Here is a 20,506-nt window from a genome sequence, read left to right as displayed (position 1 = left end):
TTGTGGATGAGGGCTCAGCTTGAATGTTGTGGTGGGGCGGAAAACGCAAACCCTGCTCCGCCTATTGGTTTCTCAGCGGTTGCTGTAGCGCCCGTTATGGCCATGGCCCGGCATCGCCTGGTTGCCGCGCTGGGCGATCATCTGGTGGATGTCGATCAGCTCGATGCCCTGGCCTCTGAGCCGAGGTATCTCCCGTGCCAGGACGTCCAGGGTTTGCGGATAGGGATGCCCGATGAGCACCGCCGAACCTTGCTTGCGGGCCAGGGCGATGCCTTGTTGCAACTGGGCCGTGATGGCTTCGGTGGTGCGCACGTCGTCCAGGAACACATCCCGCGAAACATGCGCCAGACCCTGCTCCTGGGCCTTGGCTGCGGCCACGGTGGCGGCGCTGGTGCGGCTGTCGACGAAGAACAGGTGGCGCCGTTGCAGTTCGCCCATCAGCCAGGCCATGGGCCCAGGCTGGGCGGTCATGCGGCTGCCCATGTGGTTGTTGATGCCGGCGGCGAAAGGCACCTTGGCCAAGGCGGCGTCCAGGCGGTGGGCCAGCTCCTCGACCGGCGTGCCCGGTGTCCAGGCATAGGGGCCAGTAGCCGGATCCATGGGCATGTGCAGGATCACCGTGCGCCCGGCCTTGTGGGCCTGGCGGGCGAAATCGGTGGCGTGGGGTGTGTCGGGCATGATCGCCAAGGTGACCGGGCCTGGCAGGGCGAGGGTGCGACTGTCGCGCTCGCTGTTCTGGCCCAGGTCATCGATGATGATGCTCATGTAGGCCTTGGCCGGCGCCGCGTGGGCGGTGCCGGCCAGCAGGCAGAGCAGCGAGAACAGCAGGTAGCGCATGGGCAGGGTCAGTCACCCTTGGTGATGTTCAGGCCCTTGAGCAGGCTCAGGGCCTGGCTGAGCTGGAAGTCGCCATCCTGCGGGCGGTCCTTGCGCTTGGCGCTGCCGGTCGGGCGATCGGCACCACCATTACCGTTGCCCAGGTGGCCTTGCAGGTCGGCTTCCTTGAAGTTGTCGGTGTCCGCTTCGGCGGTGAGCTTGGCCGGGCGTACTTCGATATCCGGGACGATGCCCTGGGCCTGGATCGAGCGGCCGTTGGGGGTGAAGTACAGGGCAGTGGTCAGCTTCAGGGCGCGGTCGTTGTTCAGCGGCAGCACGGTCTGTACCGAGCCCTTGCCGAAGCTGTCGGTGCCCATCAGCACGGCGCGTTTCTGGTCTTGCAGGGCGCCGGCGACGATCTCCGAGGCCGAGGCGCTGCCGCCGTTGATCAGTACCACCAGCGGCACGCCTTCGCTGGCATCGGCCGGGTCGGCCGAGAAGCGCAGCTCGGAGTTGGCGATGCGGCCCTTGGTGTAGACGATCAGCCCTTTGGTCAGGAAGTGGTCGGCCACTTCCACCGCCGACTGCAAGACGCCGCCGGGGTTGTTGCGCAGGTCCAGGACCACGCCGCGCAGCTTCTTGCCGTTGTCCTTGCGCAGCTTGGCCAGGGCCTTGCCCACTTCATCGCCGGTCTTGACCTGGAACTGGGTGATGCGGATATAGCCGTAGTCGTTTTCCAGCAGCTGGCTCTTCACGCTCTTGACCTGGATCACCGCACGGGCGAGGGTCACGTCGAACGGCGTGCCGCCGTCGCGCACCAGGGTCAGGGTGATCTTCTCGCCGACCTTGCCGCGCATCTTGTCGACGGCCTCGGTCATGGTCTGGCCACGGGTGGGGGCGCCGTTGATCTTGACGATCAGGTCGCCCGCCTCGATGCCGGCGCGCGAGGCCGGGGTGTCGTCAATCGGCGATACCACCTTGACGAAGCCGTCCTCCATGCCCACTTCGATGCCCAGGCCGCCGAATTCGCCGCTGGTGCTTTCCTGCAGCTCCTGGAAGTCTTCGGGGCCCAGGTAGGCCGAGTGCGGGTCGAGGTTGCTGAGCATGCCCTTGATGGCGTTTTCCAGCAGGGTCTTGTCGTCCACCGGCTCGACATAGGCCGCCTTGATGCGGTCCATGACTTCGGCGAAGGTGCGCAGCTCATCCAGCGGCAGCGGTGCGTTGGCCGTCGCCTCGGTGGCCGGGGCCGCCGCGCGGCTGGCCGGCGTTGCCGGTGCCGGCTCGGCGGCGCAGGCCAAGGGCGCGCCGACCACCAATGCGATGGTCAGGGCCAGCTGGGTGAGGCGAGGCGAGTGCAGCATGTCGAACGAACTCCTGATCCTGTTGGCGCTCCCGCGGGAGCATCGGTGCAGCGGTGTGTGGCGCTGCGCCGTAGACGTTTGAGGGGCTAGCCCCGGCACCATTGCGCCGGGTCGGTCGGCCGGCCCTGCTGGCGGATGGCGAAGTACAGACCCGAACTGTCCTGCCCACCGCTGTCGCCGACGGTGGAGATGGCTTCGCCGGCCTTGACGATATCGCCGGCGCTCTTGAGCAGGCTCTGGTTGTGGCCGTACAGGCTCAGGTAACCATTACCATGGTCGAGAATGACCAGAAGTCCAGCGCCGCGCAACCAGTCGGCGAACACCACGCGCCCGCCGTGCACGGCGCGCACCTGGGTGCCGGGGCTGGCGCCGATCATCACGCCGTCCCACTTGGCCCGGGCATCGCCACCGCGTGCATCGCCGAAGCGTGCCAGCAATCGACCATTGACCGGCCATGGAAGTTTTCCGCGCGCGGCAGAAAATGCGCCGCCATAGTTCGCGCCGTCGCTGGAAACCAGCGGGCCCAGCGTGGTTCGGGCCTTTTTCGTGGGCGTTTCGGTGGCCGAGCGGGCGGCGAGGGCTTCCTGCTGGCGGCGTTTTTCCGCCTCGCGTTGGGCCAGCAGCGCCTTCTGGCGAGCTTCCTCGGCTTCGCGGGCCTGGCGGGCCAGGGTTTCCTCGATGGTCTTGAGCACCTTGGTGAGGTCGGCCTGGTCCTGCTGGCGAGCCTGCAGCTTCTGGTCGCGGGCCTTCATGTCGCCGTTGAGCTTGGCCAGCACCTGCCGTCGCTCGTTGCGGACGGCCTCGAGGGCCTGCCGGCGGCTGTCGAGGTTGCCGCGCTGGGCCAGCAACTGCGCCTGCTGGCGGCTGATGTCCTGCTCGACGTTGGCCAGCTGGCGCAGGGTTTCGTTGAAGGCGCGCAATTGCTCCAGGCGCGCCTTGCTCAGGTAGTCGTAGTAAGTAAGAGTGCGGGCGAATTTCTCGGGGTTCTGCTGGTTGAGCAGCAGCTTGAGGTATTCCTCGCGGCCGCTCTGGTAGGCGGAGCGGGCCTGGATGGCGATCAGTCGCTGTTGTTCAACGCGGGCGCTCTGGAGTTTTTTTTTCTCGGTATCAAGGCGCTCCAGCTCGCCCTCGGTCTTTTTTAGTTCTTCTTGCAGCGCCTCCACCTGTTTTTCGAGATCGCCGATTTCGGTCTCGGTGGTCTTGAGGTCTTTCTGCACACCGGACTTCTCCTCCTGGAGCTTGCCCAGCATTTTTTTCAGCTCGGCGATGTCCTGGCGGGTGGCTTCCAGTTGTTGCTGGGTCTGCGCACGCTCGTCGGCGAAGGCCGGGCTGAGCAGGCAGGACAGGGCGATGAGGATCAGGGCGCGGAGCATGGGGTTGGGCGTACCAGGGATGGAGACTGGCCTAGTATGCCCGCCCGTGCCCGCAAAAAAAACGCCTCGCGGTATTTGTGGCGAGGCGTTTGTCTGGAAACCGTGCAGCGGGGCTGCCTTGCAGCCCAATCGCCGGCAAGCCGGCTCCCACCTGTCCTGCGCTCCTGTGGGAGCCCGGCTTGCCGGCGATTGGGCCGCAAAGCGGGCCCCAGGCAATGGCTCAGGCGTCGACCAGGATCGAGGTGCCGGTCATTTCCGCGGGTTTTTCCAGCCCCAGCAGCATGAGCATGGTCGGCGCCACATCGGCCAGCACGCCGCCTTCGCGAACCTTGAGGTCGCGCTTGCCGACATAGATGAACGGCACAGGCTCTGTGGTGTGGGCGGTGTGCGCCTGGCCGGTGCACGCGTCTTCCATCTGCTCGACGTTACCGTGGTCGGCAGTGATCAACGCTTCGCCGCCGACCTTGTCCAGCGCCTCGACGATGCGGCCGACGCAGCCATCCAGGGCCTCTACGGCCTTGACCGCCGCCTCGAACACGCCGGTGTGGCCGACCATGTCGCCGTTGGCGTAGTTGACCACGATCACGTCATAGCGCTGCTGCTCGATGGCCTCGACGATGCGGTCGGTGACCTCCGGTGCGCTCATCTCAGGCTGCAGGTCGTAGGTGGCCACCTTCGGCGACGGGATCAGGATGCGCTCTTCGCCTTCGAACGGCTCTTCGCGCCCGCCGGAGAAGAAGAAGGTGACGTGGGCGTATTTCTCGGTCTCGGCGATGCGCAGCTGGGTCTTGCCGTGCTTGGCCAGGTATTCGCCGAGCACATTGTCCAGGCTGGCCGGGGCGAATGCGGCCGGGGCCGGGATCTTGGCCGAATACTGGGTCAGGCCGATGTAGGCGGCCAGTTTCGGCAGGCGGGCGCGGGGGAATTCGTTGAAGTCGGGCTCGACGAACACGCGGGACAGTTCGCGGGCGCGGTCGGCGCGGAAGTTCATGAAGACCACGGCATCGCCGTCCTCGACCTTCACCGCTTCGCCGATGCGCGTGGCTTTCACGAACTCGTCGCTTTCATCACGGGCGTAGGCGGCTTCCAGGCCTGCCACGGCCGAGTCGGCGGTGTAGTCGGCGACGCTGTCGACGATCAGGTTGTAGGCGGCGGCGACGCGGTCCCAGCGGTTGTCCCGGTCCATCGCGTAGTAGCGGCCGATGAGGCTGGCGATACGGCCTTTGCCCAGCTTGGCGAAGGTGGCATCGAGCAGCTCGATGGATGACTGCGCGCTGCGTGGCGGGGTGTCACGACCGTCGAGGAAGGCGTGCAGGTAGATTTTTTCGGCGCCACGTTGTGCGGCCAGCTCGGCCATGGCGATGAGGTGGTCCTGGTGGCTGTGCACGCCGCCGTCGGAGAGCAGGCCGAGGATATGCACGGCCTTGCCGGCACCTACGGCCTTGTCCACCGCGCCGGTCAGGACCGGGTTGTGGAAGAACTCGCCATCACGGATGGCCTTGGTCACCCGGGTGAAGTCCTGATACACCACACGCCCTGCGCCGAGGTTCATGTGGCCGACTTCGGAGTTGCCCATCTGGCCGTCGGGCAGCCCGACATCCATGCCGGAACCGGAGATCAGGCCATGGGGCTGGCTGGCCCGCAGGCGATCGTAGACCGGGGTATTGGCGGCGAAGATGGCGTTGTACTCGGGGCTTTCGCTGTGCCCGAAACCATCCAGGATAATCAGGACCAAGGGTTTTGGCGTGCTTGTCATCAATCCTACTCACGGTTGCAAGATGATAAAGACACGCATTCTAGGGCAATTCGGCCAAGCGCGGCCAATTTCCTCCGGATGGCCGGCCATCGCTCCGACAGGCTGCCGATGTAGGTGTTTTCCCAGCGGGCCCGGCGGGCTTTGGCCGGCTTTGGGGGCTGTGTATACTGGCCGGCATTTTCAATCGCGTGGAACACCCTCAGATGGTTGCTAACCTGATCCAATTTGCGACAAACCACTACATCCTGGTCGCGATCTTCGTTGTACTCCTGGTCTTGCTGCTCATCAACGAGATCCGCCGTGGCGGCCAGAGCCTGAGCAATGGCCAGCTGACCGCCCTGGTCAACGCCGACAAGGGCGTGGTGATCGACATCCGTCCGGCCAAGGAATACGGGGCGGGCCACATCGTAGGCGCCTTGAACATCCCGCAGGACAAACTGGTCAACCGTATGGCCGAGCTGGATAAGCACAAGGGCAAGACCCTGATCGTGGTGGACAGCATGGGCCAGCAGTCCGGCACCATCTGCCGCGAGCTGCTCAAGGCTGGTTACACTGCCGCCAAGCTCAGCGGTGGCGTTTCCAGCTGGAAAGCCGATAACCTGCCCCTGGTGAAGTGATCATGAAGCCTGTCATCGTCTACTCCAGCGACTATTGCCCCTATTGCATGCGCGCCAAGTACCTGCTCGAGAGCAAGGGGGTGGCCTTCGAGGAAATCAAGGTCGACGGCAAGCCTCAGGTGCGCGCCGAGATGAGCCAGAAGGCCGGCCGCACCTCGGTGCCGCAGATCTGGATCGGCACCACCCACGTTGGCGGTTGCGATGACCTCTACGCCCTGGAGCGCGCAGGCAAGCTCGACGCCCTGCTCGAGGCCTGAGCACTTCCCCTTACATAACCATTAGGAAAAGGATCTGCCATGACAGACCAGCAGAACAACGGCGCCGCCGAAGACAACTCCCCGCAATTCTCCCTGCAGCGTATCTACGTGCGCGACCTGTCGTTCGAAGCGCCGAAGAGCCCACAGATCTTCCGCCAGCAGTGGGAGCCGAGCGTCTCGCTGGACCTGAACACCCGCCAGAAGGCCCTGGAAAGCGATTTCCACGAAGTGGTGCTGACCCTGTCGGTGACCGTCAAGAACGGTGAGGAAGTGGCGTTCATCGCCGAAGTGCAGCAGGCTGGTATCTTCCTGATCAAGAACCTCGACGCTGCTTCCATGAGCCACACCCTCGGCGCGTTCTGCCCGAACATCCTGTTCCCGTACGCCCGCGAGACCCTCGACAGCCTGGTGACCCGTGGTTCGTTCCCGGCCCTGATGCTGTCGCCGGTCAACTTCGACGCCCTGTACGCGCAAGAGATGCAGCGTATGCAGGAAGCTGGCGAAGCGCCGACCGTTCAGTGACCCTGCCGGTATGAAGAAAGCGCCCCTCGGGGTAATGCCTGTCAGTTAAGGCCCCATCGCCGGCAAGCCGGCTCCCACCTGTCCTGCGCTGCTGTTGTAGACACCGCGGAACTTGTGGGAGCCGGCTTGCCGGCGATGGACTGCGAAGCAGTCCAAATGCAGCCGATAAGGCTTAACTGATTGGCATTACCCCTCGGGGCGCTTTTTTATGGGGGCGTTTCGAGGATGTGTCAGGGCTGCCAGGTGTTCGTCGTGAAAGATTCAGCGCCTGTCAGGCAAACCCCTGCTGGCGCCATGCCTCGTACACCGTCACCGCCACGGTATTGGACAGGTTCAGGCTACGGCACCCTGGTCGCATCGGCAGGCGCAGGCGCTGCTGCGCGGGCAGGCTGTCCAGCACCTCGGCGGGCAGCCCGCGACTCTCAGGGCCGAACAGGAAGGCATCGCCCGGTTGGTACGCCACTTCATGGAAGGGGTGCGAGCCCTTGGTGGTGAAGGCGAACAGCCGCGGCTGGCCGAGGCTTTCCAGGCAGTCGGCCAGGCTCTGGTGGCGCTTGAGCGTGGCATACTCGTGGTAATCCAACCCTGCCCGGCGTAGGCGCTTGTCGTCCAGCTCGAAGCCCAGCGGCTCGATCAGGTGCAGGTCGCAGCCGCTGTTGGCGCACAGGCGGATGATGTTGCCGGTATTCGGCGGAATCTCTGGTTGAAAGAGGATGACGTGAAACATGCACGGCTCCAGGCGTAATGATGACGAGCATTCTACCCTCGAACCCGACCTGCGTTCGAAGGCCTGGCCACGTGTGCTGTTGTCACTGGCCATCGTCGGCTTGATGGTGGGCCTGATGATTGGTCGCTTGACCGCGCCTGAGGAGCGGGTGCTGGAACAGGTGGAGGTGGTGCCGGACGGCTTGGCGCTGTGGTTCGATGACGAGCCCAGGCTACATGGTGAAAACGTAGAGGGCACGGTGGCGCTGGTCTTCCAGGCCCAGGGGCGGGAACAGCGCGGCCAGATGCAGGTCCAGGGCAAGCCTGCCGCCTGGCGGTTGCGCCAGAGCGAAGAGGGGCTGCTATTGACCGTGGTTGCCGCGCGCCCTCTGCAGGGCGAATGGGCCGGTGCAGAGGACGCTGGGCGCTGGCGGGTGCAGGTGAAGCTGCACGAATAAAAGAGGGGATATCCCGGCCTGCCTGTACCGAGGTCCCCAAAACTGGAGGTACCCGGTGTATTGCAGGTGCCGTGCCAGTTCTGCAAAAGCCCGTGAATGCTGGGTTTAGAACGGTTCTGGCGGGACTTTCGGTAGTTTTTGTGCCTTTGCGCAGTGCGGTGGGCACCGGATCGGTGCAAGAGGCGGCTTGAGGTGTTGCCCTTGCAGACGCAATCGCGGGACAAGCCCGCTCCTACAGGGGGGGCACGGTGCTGAGGGCAGCGGCCTCCTGTGGGAGCGGGCTTGCCCCGCGATTGCGTCAGTGGTCGTCGCCGTCCTCTTCATCCCCGCCATCGACCCGCATGCCCAGTTCCTTGATCTTGCGCGTCAGGGTATTGCGCCCCCACCCTAGCAGTACCGCCGCATCGCGCCGGCGCCCGGCGGTGTGCTTGAGGGCGGTCTCGATCATGATGCGTTCGAAGCTGGGCACGGCGCTGTCGAGCAGGTTCGACTGGCCACGTGTCAGGGCCTGGTCAGCCCATTGGCGCAGGGCTTGTTCCCAGTTGGTCACCGGCGCCGCATCGTGCGGTAGGTTGAGCAGCTCCGGTGGCAGGTCGCCGATCAACACCTCGCGGCTGGAGGCCATGACGGTGATCCAGCGGCAGGTGTTCTCCAACTGGCGCACGTTGCCCGGCCAGGGCAGGTTGCGCATGAATTCCTCGGTTTCCGGCTTGAGCAGCTTGGGTTCCACTGCCAGCTCCTTGGCCGCACGGCCGAGGAAGTGACGCGCCAGGGCGGGAATGTCCTCGCGCCGGTCTGCCAGGCGCGGGATATGGATGCGGATCACGTTCAGGCGGTGGAACAGGTCTTCGCGGAACTTGCCGGCCTGCACCAGCGATTCGAGATTCTGATGCGTGGCGGCGATGATGCGCACGTCCACCTTGACCGGCACATGCCCGCCAACCCGGTAGAACTCGCCATCGGCCAGCACTCGCAGCAGGCGGGTCTGGGTGTCGGCAGGCATGTCGCCGATCTCGTCGAGGAACAGCGTGCCGCCATCGGCCTGTTCGAAGCGGCCGCGGCGCAGATTGGCCGCGCCGGTGAAGGCGCCTTTCTCGTGGCCGAACAGTTCGGATTCCATCAGGTCCTTGGGGATCGCCGCCATGTTCAGCGCAATGAAAGGCGATGCCGCGCGCGGGCTGTGACGGTGCAGCGCATGGGCCACCAGCTCCTTGCCGGTGCCGGACTCACCGTTGATCAGCACGGTGATATTGGAGTGGCTGAGCCGACCGATGGCACGGAACACCTCCTGCATCGCCGGGGCCTCGCCGATGATCTCCGGCGTGCGGGCCAGGCTTGTCGGCACGTCGAGCGCCTGTTGCTCCTGGGCATGCTGGTTGGCGCGCTTGACCAGCGCGACGGCTTCGTCCACATCGAACGGCTTGGGCAGGTATTCGAAGGCGCCGCCCTGGTAGGACGCCACGGCGCTGTCCAGGTCGGAATGGGCAGTCATGATGATGACCGGCAGGCGCGGGTGCTGTTCGCGGATCTGTGCGAGCAGGTCCAGGCCGCTGGTGCCGGGCATACGTATATCGGAAATGATCACGTCCGGTTGCTGCCGGGCCAGGCGGCCCATGACTCCGTCGGCGCTGTCGAAGCTCTGGGTGGTCATGCCTTCCTGTTGCAGGGCTTTTTCCAGGACCCAGCGGATGGAGCGGTCATCGTCGACGATCCAGACGGTTTCACTTCGGCTCATGAGGCGGTGGCTCCTTGTTCCAGGGGCAGGAAAATCGAGAAAGTGGTATGGCCAGGGTGGCTGTCACATTCGATCAGGCCCTGGTGCTGGCTGATGATGTTCTGGGTGATGGCCAGGCCCAGCCCGGTGCCGTCCGGGCGCCCGCTGACCATCGGGTAGAAAAGGGTGTCCTGCAGTTCGGCGGGAATACCCGGGCCGTTGTCGATGATTTCGATCCGTGCGACCAGGCGATGACGAATGTGGCCGATGGTGAACTGGCGCACGGCGCGGCTGCGCAAGGTAATGCGGCCCAGGCGCAGTTCGTTCTGCCCGGCGATCGCCTGCATCGCGTTGCGCACGATATTGAGCACGGCCTGGATCATCTGTTCGCGGTCGATCAGCACGTCCGGCAGGCTCGGGTCGTAGTCGCGCACCAATGTGATGCCGCCTTGGCTCTCGGCCTCCACCAGGCTGCAGACCCGCTCCAACACCTCATGGACGTTGGTCATGGCCAGCGACGGCAGCTTGTTCGAGCCGAGCATGCGGTCGACCAGGTTTCGCAGGCGGTCGGCCTCCTCGATGATCACGTTGGTGTAGTCGCGCAGGTCGTCATGGGGCAGCTCGCGTGACAGCAATTGCGCTGCGCCACGGATCCCCCCCAGAGGGTTCTTGATTTCATGGGCCAGGCCGCGTACCAACAGCTTGGTGGTCTCCTGCTTGCTCAGCTGGGCTTCTTCCTTGGTGATGCGCAGCAGTCGGTCGCGGGGGTGGACCTCCAGCAGCAGCAAGGTCTGGCCCTGGTGCAGGATGGGGGTGACGGCATAGTCGACGGTGATGGCCTGCCCGGTCAGGGAGGTGAGCTGGGCTTCGCGCTTGGTGAACGGGTGCGCCTGTTCCACGGCCTGGCGCAGGGAGTTGAGCGCCTCGGTCGATTCGGTGAACAGCTCGCTGATGAATTGCCCATGGCTGCGCTGCCCGCTGACCGCCAGCAGCATTTCCGCCGCCGGATTCATGTACTCCAAGCGCAACTCGGCATTGAGCAGAAGCGTGGCCGTGGTCAGGTTGTCCAGGAGCAGCCGGTGCTGTGCATCGCTGATGGTCATGGCGTCTTGGACCTCGTTTGGGCGCGTGGTTGGCTCGTGGGTGGGCCCCGGCTGGGCTAGGGCGCGCGCGGGTGATCCTCTCGGTGCAAAGGAAAATGCAAGAAACAAACCAAGGCTCCGAAAAGAAGCGGATTTTCCGGATAAAGGCCTGGAACTGTGCGAAATCAGGACAAAAAGCCCTGGCTTATCGTTTCTTGTGACCTCTATTGGGATGCATCGCGGGGCGCAGGGCATCGCGATGCACCAATATAGAGCATAGGGCGTTCAGCTGCGCGGTGGCGCGGACCAAGGCGAGGTGGCGGGGTCTGTTCGTCGGGCGCTGGGCCAGGGCATCGACCAGTTGCTCGGCGCACAAGGGCGGGTGCTGTCGATCGAAGCGCGCCAGGTCCTGGAGGAGCTGGTTCTGCAGATTGTCGAGCTGTGGGCGAATTTCACTTGCGGAGCCTGTACCGGCTGGCGTTGGTCCCACTTGTGGAGGGCAACGGCTTCGGCCAGTTCCAGGCGCTGTTCCATGCTGTCCAAGAGGCGAACCAGCGCGATGTTGCGGTTGTCAGACGTGGCGCAGCCAAGCAGGCTCGTGGCGAGCACCAGGAAGGTGAGCATGCGTATGGGCATCGGTTCCTCCTCCAGGGTTGGCGCGAAGAAAACGCTCAAATCTGCTCAGGGCAGAGCGGCGCAGGCGTGGCATCGGGAACCCCTGGAGCGCTTGCATAGAACACGAGCAACTGCGCCGGTTGTTCCTCGGTGAAGCCGCGGTGGATGCCTCCGACGATTTCGGCCAGTGCATCCCCGGCTTTGAGCGTTCTTTGCTTGCCGCTCTGGGTTTCGACCACTAGCTCGCCTGCCATCACAAAGCCCACGTTGGGGGCCGTATGGCAGTGCCAGTCGAGAGCGGTGTTGGCTGGGATGCTTATTCTGAGCAATGCCAGCTCCGGTTGCCCCTTGGGATAGGCTTCATAGGGTGTGCCGTCCCAGGCGCTGGTGGTACGAAGCAGGACTTCAGTCTCGGCGCCGTTGGGCCCGATGGAGGGGCTGGTGCAGCCTGTCAACAGTATCGAGGCGGCGAGGGCAAGGCGGGCAGTGCGTGGCATGAAGAGGCTCCATCTGGAAGACGAAGCTCTGAGCCTGCGGTGGCTGGACGAAGAATGCTGTAGGCATTGTCTGAAATGAAAAGGCCTCCAGAGGAGGCCTTTCGTTACGCCGGGTCGTACAGGTCTGGAATCAGACGCTGTAGTACAGGTCGTATTCCAGCGGGTGGACGAAGGTGCGGACTTTGATCTCTTCTTCGGACTTCAGCTCGATGTAGGCATCGATGAAGTCGTCGGAGAACACGCCGCCCTTGGTCAGGAACGCACGGCCCTTGTCCAGCTCTTCCAGGGCTTCCTTCAGGCTGCCGCAGACCTGCGGGATTTCCTTGGCCTCTTCAGGCGGCAGGTCGTACAGGTTCTTGTCGGCGGCATCGCCTGGGTGGATCTTGTTCTGGATACCGTCCAGGCCGGCCATCAGCAGGGCGGCGAAGCACAGGTACGGGTTGGCAGCCGGGTCCGGGAAGCGCGCTTCGATACGGCGGGCTTTCGGGCTGGAAACGTACGGGATACGGATCGAGGCCGAACGGTTACGGGCCGAGTAGGCCAGCATGACCGGGGCTTCGAAGCCAGGCACCAGACGCTTGTAGGAGTTGGTGGCCGGGTTGGTGAAGCCGTTCAGGGCCTTGCCGTGCTTGATGATGCCGCCGATGAAGTACAGGGCGGTATCGGACAGGCCGGCATAGCCTTCGCCGGAGAAGGTGTTCTTGCCGTCCTTGGAGATCGACATGTGGACGTGCATGCCCGAGCCGTTGTCGCCGTACAGCGGCTTGGGCATGAAGGTGGCGGTCTTGCCGTAGGCGTCAGCCACGTTGTGCACGCAGTATTTCAGGGTCTGGACTTCGTCAGCCTTGGTGACCAGGGTGTTGAACTTCACACCGATTTCGTTCTGGCCGGCGGTGGCCACTTCGTGGTGGTGAACTTCGATGACCAGGCCCATTTCTTCCATGGCGTTGCACATGGCAGTACGGATTTCGTGGTCGTGGTCGCACGGCGGAACCGGGAAGTAGCCGCCTTTGACGGCAGGGCGGTGGCCCTTGTTGCCGCCTTCGACGTCCTGGTCGGTCATCCAGGAGCCCTGTTCGGAGTAGATCTTGAACATGGAGCCCGAGATGTCGGACTTGAACTTGACCTGGTCGAAGATGAAGAACTCAGGCTCCGGGCCGACGAACACGGTGTCGCCGATGCCGGTGGTCTTGAGGTATTCCTCGGCGCGCTTGGCGATGGCGCGTGGGTCACGGTCGTAGCCTTGCATGGTGGACGGCTCGACCACGTCGCAGACCAGGATCAGGGTCGGTTCTTCGGTGAACGGGTCCAGGACGGCGGACGCGTCGTCCGGCATCAGGATCATGTCGGAGGCTTCGATACCTTTCCAGCCTTCGATCGACGAGCCGTCGAACATCTTGCCGGCTTCGAAGAAGTCGTCTTCCAGCGCATCGCGAGCGGGCATGGTGACGTGGTGCTGTTTGCCTTTGGTGTCCGTGAAACGCAGATCAATCCACTTGACGTCATGATCTTTGATGAGTTGAACCGACTTCGACATGTTGTCCTCCGGATGGTCTAGGGCGCGGTGGGCCGCTGCCCTGGAAAAAGGGTGTCGCCGGGCGCGGATAGTCGGCCAAGCTTACCTGCCTCACAAGAGAGCAATTTGCATGCCAGTGCTCGAAAATGGCGAGGATGGGATAAAAGGGGGCGTTGACGGGCATTTTGCCTAAAGGGCACCTTGGAAAATGCACCCATAAGATGCGTTTTTTTGAAGTGGTGCACCATTGTGGTGCGATGGTGATCCTGTGCGCCCTATCGCGGGACAAGCCCGCTCCTACAGGGAATTGCGCACAACGGGCTCTCGGTGGGAGCGGGCTTGTCCCGCGATGAGGCCCGCACAGGCAACATAAATCCATGTCCTGATCAAAAGTTGCTCAAACCTTGAGCTATTTCCGCTATAATTCGCGCCCCTCATTTTCGGCAGGCCCTGCGCGCGCTGTTAAACCAATGAAACTTATCGTCAAAGTCTTCCCAGAGATCACCATCAAGAGCCGGCCGGTGCGCAAGCGTTTCATCCGCCAGCTCGGCAAGAACATCCGCGTCGTGCTCAAGGACCTGGATCCGGAGCTCGTGGTCGATGGTGTCTGGGACAATCTCGAGGTGGTCACCCGCGTCGAGGACGAGAAGATCCAGCGCGAAATGATCGAGCGCCTGACCTGCACCCCGGGTATCACCCACTTCCTGCAGGTCGAGGAGTACCCGCTGGGTGACTTCGACGATATCGTCGAGAAGTGCAAGCACCATTTTGGCCACCTGCTGGCCGGCAAGCGCTTCGCCGTGCGTTGCAAGCGGGGCGGGCACCATGACTTCACCTCGATGGATGTCGATCGCTATGTCGGCAGCCAGTTGCGCCAGCAGTGCGGCGCCACCGGCATCGACCTCAAGGCCCCGGAAGTCCTGGTGCGCATCGAGATCCGCGACCAGCGCCTGTACGTGATCCACAACCAGCACCAGGGCATCGGTGGTTACCCGCTGGGCGCCCTGGAGCAGACCCTGGTGCTGATGTCCGGCGGCTTCGATTCTACCGTCGCTGCCTACCAGATGATGCGCCGCGGCCTGATGACCCACTTCTGCTTCTTCAACCTCGGTGGCCGTGCCCACGAACTGGGCGTGATGGAAGTGGCCCATTACCTGTGGAAGAAGTTCGGCAGCAGCCAGCGCGTGCTGTTCATCAGCGTGCCTTTCGAGGAAGTGGTGGGTGAGATCCTCAACAAGGTCGACAACAGCTACATGGGCGTGACCCTCAAGCGCATGATGCTGCGCGCCGCCGCGCGCATGGCCGATCGCCTGGAGATCGAGGCCCTGGTCACCGGCGAGGCGATTTCCCAGGTGTCCAGCCAGACCCTGCCGAACCTGTCGATCATCGACTCGGCCACCGACAAGCTGGTGCTGCGCCCGCTGCTGGCCAGCCACAAGCAGGACATCATCGACACCGCCTACCAGATCGGCACCGCCGAGTTCGCCAAGCACATGCCTGAATACTGCGGCGTGATTTCGGTGAACCCGACCACCCATGCCAAGCGCCACCGCATGGAGCACGAAGAGAAGCAGTTCGACATGGCGGTGCTCGAGCGCGCCATGGAGCGCGCCAAGTTCATCTCCATCGACCACGTGATCGACGAGCTGGGCAAGGATGTCGAGATCGAGGAAGTGGCCGAGGCGTTGCCGGGCCAGATCGTCCTCGACATCCGTCACCCCGATGCCCAGGAAGACGAACCCCTGGTGATCGAAGGCGTCGAAGTCCAGGCCATGCCGTTCTATGCCATCAACAGCAAGTTCAAGCACCTGGATGCCAACCGCCAGTACCTGCTGTATTGCGACAAGGGTGTGATGAGCCGCCTGCACGCACACCACCTGCTCAGTGAGGGACATGCCAATGTGCGTGTTTATCGTCCGACATAAGACCCCAGGGCTGTATGGCGGCAGCATCCGCCATCGCCCTCCCGACCACCGGGCCCGCTGAGCCGCAAACCTTACATATTCGCCGCCTACACTGGCGGCAACCGAATCCTCTGATCGAGATACAGTTGTGATCGAAAATCTGCGTAACATCGCCATCATCGCCCACGTTGACCATGGCAAAACCACCCTGGTCGACAAACTCCTGCGCCAGTCCGGCACCCTGGAGCGTAACGAGCTCAACGACGAGCGCGTGATGGACTCCAACGACCAGGAAAAGGAGCGTGGCATTACCATCCTGGCGAAGAACACCGCCATCCGCTGGAACGACTACCGCATCAACATCGTCGACACCCCCGGCCACGCTGACTTCGGTGGTGAAGTAGAGCGCGTGATGTCCATGGTCGACTCCGTGCTGCTGCTGGTCGACGCCCAGGACGGCCCGATGCCGCAAACCCGCTTCGTGACCAAGAAGGCCTTCGAAGCCGGCCTCAAGCCGATCGTCGTGATCAACAAGGTCGACCGTCCGGGCGCACGTCCTGACTGGGTTCTGGACCAGATCTTCGACCTGTTCGACAACCTCGGCGCCACCGACGACCAACTGGACTTCCAGGTCGTCTACGCCTCGGCCCTGAACGGCATCGCCGGCCTGGACCACACCAACATGGCCGAAGACATGACCCCGCTGTACCAGGCCATCGTCGACCACGTGCCCGCTCCGACCGTTGACGTCGACGGCCCGTTCCAGATGCAGATCTCTGCGCTGGACTACAACAGCTTCCTGGGCGTCATCGGTGTTGGCCGTATCGCCCGTGGTCGCGTCAAGCCGAACACTCCGGTCGTCGCCATCGACACCGAAGGCAAGAAGCGCAACGGCCGTATTCTCAAGCTGATGGGCCACCACGGCCTGCACCGCGTCGACGTCGAAGAAGCCACCGCGGGCGACATCGTCTGCATCAGCGGCTTCGACGAGCTGTTCATTTCCGACACCCTGTGCGACATGAACCACGTCGAAGCGATGAAGCCGCTGACCGTCGACGAGCCGACCGTTTCGATGACCTTCCAGGTCAACGACTCGCCGTTCTGCGGCAAGGAAGGCAAATTCGTCACCAGCCGCAACATCAAGGAGCGTCTGGACAAAGAGCTGCTGTACAACGTTGCCCTGCGCGTCGAAGAAGGCGACTCGGCCGACAAGTTCAAGGTGTCCGGCCGTGGTGAGCTGCACCTGTCGGTGCTGATCGAAACCATGCGTCGCGAAGGCTTCGAAATGGCCGTAGGCCGTCCTGAAGTGATCATCCGCGAAGTCAACGGCGTCAAGCAGGAGCCGTTCGAGAACGTCACCATCGACATCCCTGAAGAATCCCAGGGCAAGGTCATGGAAGAAATGGGTCTGCGTAAAGGCGACCTGACCAACATGGCGCCGGATGGCAAGGGCCGTGTGCGTCTGGAGTACAACGTTCCGGCTCGTGGCCTGATCGGTTTCCGTAACCAGTTCCTGACCCTGACCAACGGTGCGGGCATCCTGACCTCGATCTTCGATCGCTACGACACCATGAAGCCAGGCACCATGTCGGGCCGTCTGAACGGTGTGCTGGTGTCGATCGAGACCGGCAAGGCCCTGACCTACTCGCTGGAAACCCTGCAGGCTCGCGGCAAGCTGTTCATCGAGCATGGCCAGGACATCTACAACGGTCAGATCATCGGCCTGAACAGCCGTGACAACGACCTGGGCGTGAACCCGACCAAAGGCAAGAAGCTCGACAACATGCGTGCTTCGGGCAAGGACGAAGTCATCGCCCTGGTTCCGCCGGTTCGCCACACCCTCGAACAGGCCCTGGAATTCATCCAGGACGACGAGCTGTGCGAAGTCACGCCGAAGTCGATCCGTCTGCGCAAGAAGATCCTCGACGAAGGCGAGCGTACCCGCGCTGCCAAGAAAGCCAAGGCTTGATTCATTTAGCCTGAGCTGAAACGAAAACGCCCCCGGTCGAAAGGCCGGGGGCGTTTTCGTTTGTCTTCAAGAAAGTTGGGGGGCCGCTTTGCGGCCCTTTCGCGGCGCAAGGCCGCTCCTACACGGGGGCGTGATCTCCTGTAGGAGCGGCCTTGTGCCGCGAAAGGGGCGCGAAGCGGCCCCGAATTCTCGACTGAAACAGACTCAGCGCCCGACCACCTTGGGCTTGTACGCACAATACCCCGGTCGCGGCCCGACCTTGGGGTGGTTGCGGCAGGTGTCGGGCCGCTTGTCATAGATGGTGCACAAGCGGCTCTTGCGATCCAGATACAGGCAGTCGTCGTTGCTCATGCGCGTCAGGGTGAAGATCCCCGACTTCTGGTTGAAGCGCTCGATGATGCCGTCTTTCTGCAGGCGCTTGGCGATGTTCTTCGGTGGCTCGTCTTTTTCGAACTCGTCCACCACGCCAATGCGGATCAGGTCCTTGATCTTCACTTCCACCGGCAGTGTGCAACAGGTCGAGTGGCAGCCTCCGCACATGTGGCTGGCATAGCGTTGCCAGGTTTCCAGGCGGTCGACTTCGGCGGCGGCGATCAGGGTCGGTTTCATTTTCTTGGGGTATATCACGGTTTGCGGGGCGCGCGATGATACCGGAGTTGTTCAATTTGTGAACAACCTTTTGCCCGAATCGCCGAGCGGGCATGAAAACCTCGAACCCTCGCTGACGCTCTGTGTCGAAGCGTCTAGGCTGAACAACCTGTGCTTTCGTCAACTTGCCCGAGGATGCCGCATGTCCCAGGAACCCAAAGCTCGTGACGCAGAGGTGGCTGAGTTCCGCGCCGCTGTACTGGCCAAGCTGACCTACGCGGTCGGCAAGGATCCGGAGCATGCCTTCGACCACGACTGGTTCGAAGCCATCGCCCTGGCTGCCCGCGATCACATGGTCGACCATTGGATGGACCACACCCGTCAGGCCTACCGGCGCAGCCAGAAGCGGGTCTACTACCTCTCCCTCGAATTTCTCATCGGCCGCCTGCTCTACGACAGCCTCAGCAATCTGGGCCTGCTGGAGATCGCCCGCGAAGCCTTGGTGGGGCTGGACGTGGACCTGGAACGCATCCGCCTGCTGGAGCCGGACGCCGCGCTGGGCAACGGCGGCCTCGGTCGCCTGGCGGCGTGCTTCATGGAGAGCATGTCGACCCTGGGCATCGCCGCCCATGGCTATGGGATCCGCTACGAACACGGCCTGTTCCGCCAGGCCATGGTCGATGGCTGGCAACAGGAGCAGACCGAGAACTGGCTGGACTTCGGTAACCCGTGGGAGTTCGAACGCGCCGAGGTGATCTACCCGATCAGCTTTGGCGGCAGCGTCGAGACCGTGTACGACACCCATGGCCAGCCGCGCCAGGTCTGGTGGCCGGGCGAGACGGTGCGGGCGGTGGCCTATGACACCCCGGTGGTCGGCTGGCGCGGAGCGAGCGTCAACACCTTGCGCCTGTGGCGTGCCCGGGCCATGGAAGAGCTGCACCTGGAGCGCTTCAACGCCGGCGATCACCTCGGCGCGGTCGCCGAGGTGGCACGGGCCGAGAGCATTTCGCGGGTACTCTACCCGGCCGACAGCACCGAGGCCGGCCAGGAGCTGCGCCTGCGCCAGGAGTACTTCTTCGTCTCGGCATCGTTGCAGGACCTGCTGCGCCGGCACCTGAACATGCACGACAACCTGCTCAACCTGCCGGATGCGGCAGCCATCCAGCTCAACGACACCCACCCCTCGATCGCCGTGGCCGAATTGATGAGGCTGTTGGTCGACCAACATGAAATCCCCTGGGACACCGCCTGGGAGCTGACGGTCGGGACCTTGGCCTACACCAACCACACCCTGCTGCCCGAGGCCCTGGAAACCTGGCCGGTGGCGCTGATGGAGCGCATGCTGCCGCGTCACATGCAGATCATCTACCTGATCAACGCCCACCACATCGATGCGTTGCGGGCCAAAGGCCTGCATGACTTCGACGTGCTGCGCGCGGTGTCGCTGATCGAGGAGGACAACGGCCGGCGGGTACGCATGGGCAACCTGGCGTTCCTCGGTTCGCACAGCGTCAACGGGGTGTCGGCCCTGCACAGCAAGCTGATGCGCAGCACGGTATTCGCCGAGCTGCACAAGCTCTACCCGCAACGGATCAACAACAAGACCAACGGCATCACCTTCCGCCGCTGGCTGTACCAGGCCAACCCGCAGCTCACCGCCATGCTGGTGGAGGCATTGGGCGAGCAGGTGCTGGACGACCCCGAAGGGCAACTGAAAGCGCTGGTACCATTCGCCGACAAGACCACCTTCCGCAAGCAATTCGCCGCACAGCGTCTGCACAGCAAGCGCGCCCTGGCCAGCATCATCCAGGACCGGGTCGGGGTGACGGTCAACCCCGAGGCGCTGTTCGACGTGCAGGTCAAGCGGATCCACGAATACAAGCGTCAACTGCTCAACCTGTTGCACACCGTGGCCCTGTACCAGGCCATGCGCGCCGAGCCGGATATCGACTGGGTACCACGGGTGAAGATCTTCGCCGGCAAGGCCGCGGCCAGCTATCACCAGGCCAAGCTGATCATCAAGCTGGCCAACGACATCGCCCGGGTGGTCAACAACGACCCGACCGTGCGCGGCCTGCTCAAGGTGGTGTTCCTGCCCAACTACAACGTCAGCCTGGCCGAGAGCATCATCCCGGCGGCGGACCTGTCCGAGCAGATCTCCACCGCCGGCTACGAAGCCTCTGGCACCAGCAACATGAAGTTCGGTCTCAACGGCGCACTGACCATCGGCACCCTCGATGGCGCCAATGTCGAGATGAGCGAGCAGGTCGGTACCGAGAACATGTTCATCTTCGGCCTCACGGCCCAGCAAGTGGAGGCACGCAAACGTGCCGGGGACTTCGGTGCCGGCGCTGCGATCGCAGCGTCGAGCCGCCTGGGCGATGTGCTCGAGGCGATCCGCAGCGGCGTCTTCTCACCCGACGACCCGGCACGCTACACGGGCCTTGTGGATGCGCTGGTGGCCCATGACCGTTTCCTGGTGTGTGCCGATTTCGATGCCTACTGGGAGGCCCAGCGCCGGGTCGAGGCGCTGTGGCACCAGCCGCAGAGCTGGTGGCGGATGGCGGTGCTCAATACTGCGCGGATGGGGTGGTTCTCGTCGGACCGGACCATTCGCGAGTATGCCAGCGAGATCTGGAAGGCGCTGGACTGAGGTGAAGCCATTCGCGGGTCAACCCGCTCCCACAGGCCCGCCCAGGTCCCGAAACCTGCGACAAACCTGTGGGAGCGGGTTTACCCGCGAATGGCCGCGTGCT

Annotated in this window: 18 protein-coding genes; 7 read left to right on the top strand and 11 right to left on the bottom strand. The window is 63.5% G+C overall.

The window, feature by feature from the left end; translation table 11 throughout:
* Positions 1–72: 72 nt before the first annotated feature.
* The 4 genes from ACXHGZ_RS19865 to gpmI form a co-directional block, all read right to left on the bottom strand.
* On the bottom strand, positions 73–837 hold the full coding sequence (locus ACXHGZ_RS19865; protein ID WP_480461132.1) for a divergent polysaccharide deacetylase family protein: 765 nt from the start codon (positions 835–837) through the stop codon (positions 73–75).
* 8 nt (positions 838–845) lie between these two features.
* Entirely contained in the window at positions 846–2,177 is a 1,332-nt protein-coding gene (locus ACXHGZ_RS19860) for a S41 family peptidase (protein ID WP_480461130.1), read from the bottom strand.
* Between the two features lie 86 nt (positions 2,178–2,263).
* Complete coding sequence (locus ACXHGZ_RS19855; RefSeq protein WP_084853922.1) at positions 2,264–3,550, bottom strand: murein hydrolase activator EnvC family protein; 1,287 nt, start codon at positions 3,548–3,550, stop codon at positions 2,264–2,266.
* Positions 3,551–3,770: 220 nt separating this feature from the next.
* Positions 3,771–5,306 carry a 2,3-bisphosphoglycerate-independent phosphoglycerate mutase gene (gene gpmI, locus ACXHGZ_RS19850; RefSeq protein ID WP_480461129.1) on the bottom strand — a complete coding sequence of 512 codons (1,536 nt, stop codon included), beginning with the start codon at positions 5,304–5,306 and terminating at the stop codon, positions 3,771–3,773.
* Between the two features lie 203 nt (positions 5,307–5,509).
* On the opposite strand from gpmI, the gene ACXHGZ_RS19845 reads away from it, so the two are divergent.
* Genes ACXHGZ_RS19845 through secB form a run of 3 tightly spaced genes read left to right on the top strand, consistent with a single transcriptional unit; the run spans position 5,510 to position 6,702 of the window.
* A complete protein-coding gene (locus tag ACXHGZ_RS19845; RefSeq protein ID WP_224457204.1) occupies positions 5,510–5,923 on the top strand; it encodes a rhodanese-like domain-containing protein in 414 nt (137 codons plus the stop codon).
* A 2-nt stretch (positions 5,924–5,925) separates the two neighbouring features.
* Positions 5,926–6,180: a glutaredoxin 3 gene (gene grxC, locus ACXHGZ_RS19840; RefSeq protein ID WP_043212544.1), complete on the top strand. Its 255-nt coding sequence runs from the start codon at positions 5,926–5,928 to the stop codon at positions 6,178–6,180.
* A 39-nt stretch (positions 6,181–6,219) separates the two neighbouring features.
* Positions 6,220–6,702, top strand: a complete 483-nt coding sequence (gene secB, locus ACXHGZ_RS19835) for a protein-export chaperone SecB (RefSeq protein ID WP_084853928.1) — start codon at positions 6,220–6,222, stop codon at positions 6,700–6,702.
* A 271-nt stretch (positions 6,703–6,973) separates the two neighbouring features.
* On the opposite strand, the gene trmL is transcribed toward secB, so the two are convergent.
* The gene (trmL, locus tag ACXHGZ_RS19830) at positions 6,974–7,429 is read right to left on the bottom strand and encodes a tRNA (uridine(34)/cytosine(34)/5-carboxymethylaminomethyluridine(34)-2'-O)-methyltransferase TrmL (RefSeq protein WP_084853930.1); all 456 of its coding nucleotides are present in this window, start codon (positions 7,427–7,429) and stop codon (positions 6,974–6,976) included.
* On the opposite strand from trmL, the gene ACXHGZ_RS19825 reads away from it, so the two are divergent.
* Positions 7,428–7,865: a hypothetical protein gene (locus ACXHGZ_RS19825; RefSeq protein ID WP_368828844.1), complete on the top strand. Its 438-nt coding sequence runs from the start codon at positions 7,428–7,430 to the stop codon at positions 7,863–7,865. The genes trmL and ACXHGZ_RS19825 overlap by 2 nt on opposite strands.
* Positions 7,866–8,163: 298 nt before the next feature.
* Here the strand turns inward: ACXHGZ_RS19825 and ntrC are convergent, their stop codons facing one another.
* The 5 genes from ntrC to glnA all read right to left on the bottom strand — a co-directional run bounded on the left by ntrC (position 8,164) and on the right by glnA (position 13,310).
* Complete coding sequence (gene ntrC, locus ACXHGZ_RS19820) at positions 8,164–9,600, bottom strand: nitrogen regulation protein NR(I) (RefSeq protein WP_084853934.1); 1,437 nt, start codon at positions 9,598–9,600, stop codon at positions 8,164–8,166.
* Complete coding sequence (gene glnL, locus ACXHGZ_RS19815; RefSeq protein ID WP_084853935.1) at positions 9,597–10,682, bottom strand: nitrogen regulation protein NR(II); 1,086 nt, start codon at positions 10,680–10,682, stop codon at positions 9,597–9,599. Before glnL ends, ntrC begins: the two co-directional genes overlap by 4 nt.
* 264 nt (positions 10,683–10,946) lie before the next feature.
* The gene (locus tag ACXHGZ_RS19810) at positions 10,947–11,297 is read right to left on the bottom strand and encodes a chorismate mutase family protein (RefSeq protein WP_480461126.1); all 351 of its coding nucleotides are present in this window, start codon (positions 11,295–11,297) and stop codon (positions 10,947–10,949) included.
* 35 nt (positions 11,298–11,332) lie between these two features.
* On the bottom strand, positions 11,333–11,773 hold the full coding sequence (locus tag ACXHGZ_RS19805; RefSeq protein WP_480461125.1) for a cupin domain-containing protein: 441 nt from the start codon (positions 11,771–11,773) through the stop codon (positions 11,333–11,335).
* 130 nt (positions 11,774–11,903) lie between these two features.
* The gene (gene glnA, locus ACXHGZ_RS19800) at positions 11,904–13,310 is read right to left on the bottom strand and encodes a glutamate--ammonia ligase (RefSeq protein ID WP_084853940.1); all 1,407 of its coding nucleotides are present in this window, start codon (positions 13,308–13,310) and stop codon (positions 11,904–11,906) included.
* 449 nt (positions 13,311–13,759) lie between these two features.
* Here glnA and thiI point away from each other — a divergent pair, with 449 nt between their 5' ends.
* Complete coding sequence (gene thiI, locus ACXHGZ_RS19795; RefSeq protein WP_224457199.1) at positions 13,760–15,214, top strand: tRNA uracil 4-sulfurtransferase ThiI; 1,455 nt, start codon at positions 13,760–13,762, stop codon at positions 15,212–15,214.
* Between the two features lie 127 nt (positions 15,215–15,341).
* A complete protein-coding gene (gene typA / locus ACXHGZ_RS19790) occupies positions 15,342–17,162 on the top strand; it encodes a translational GTPase TypA (protein WP_084853944.1) in 1,821 nt (606 codons plus the stop codon).
* Between the two features lie 204 nt (positions 17,163–17,366).
* Here the strand turns inward: typA and ACXHGZ_RS19785 are convergent, their stop codons facing one another.
* Positions 17,367–17,771 carry a YkgJ family cysteine cluster protein gene (locus ACXHGZ_RS19785; protein ID WP_023628812.1) on the bottom strand — a complete coding sequence of 135 codons (405 nt, stop codon included), beginning with the start codon at positions 17,769–17,771 and terminating at the stop codon, positions 17,367–17,369.
* 181 nt (positions 17,772–17,952) lie between these two features.
* On the opposite strand from ACXHGZ_RS19785, the gene ACXHGZ_RS19780 reads away from it, so the two are divergent.
* On the top strand, positions 17,953–20,403 hold the full coding sequence (locus tag ACXHGZ_RS19780) for a glycogen/starch/alpha-glucan phosphorylase (protein ID WP_480461123.1): 2,451 nt from the start codon (positions 17,953–17,955) through the stop codon (positions 20,401–20,403).
* Positions 20,404–20,506 lie beyond the last annotated feature (103 nt).

The sequence above is a fragment of the Pseudomonas shiyinii genome (assembly GCF_056725765.1).
Note: the sequence above shows the minus strand (reverse complement) of the source record. Positions and strands in the feature narration are given on the sequence as shown.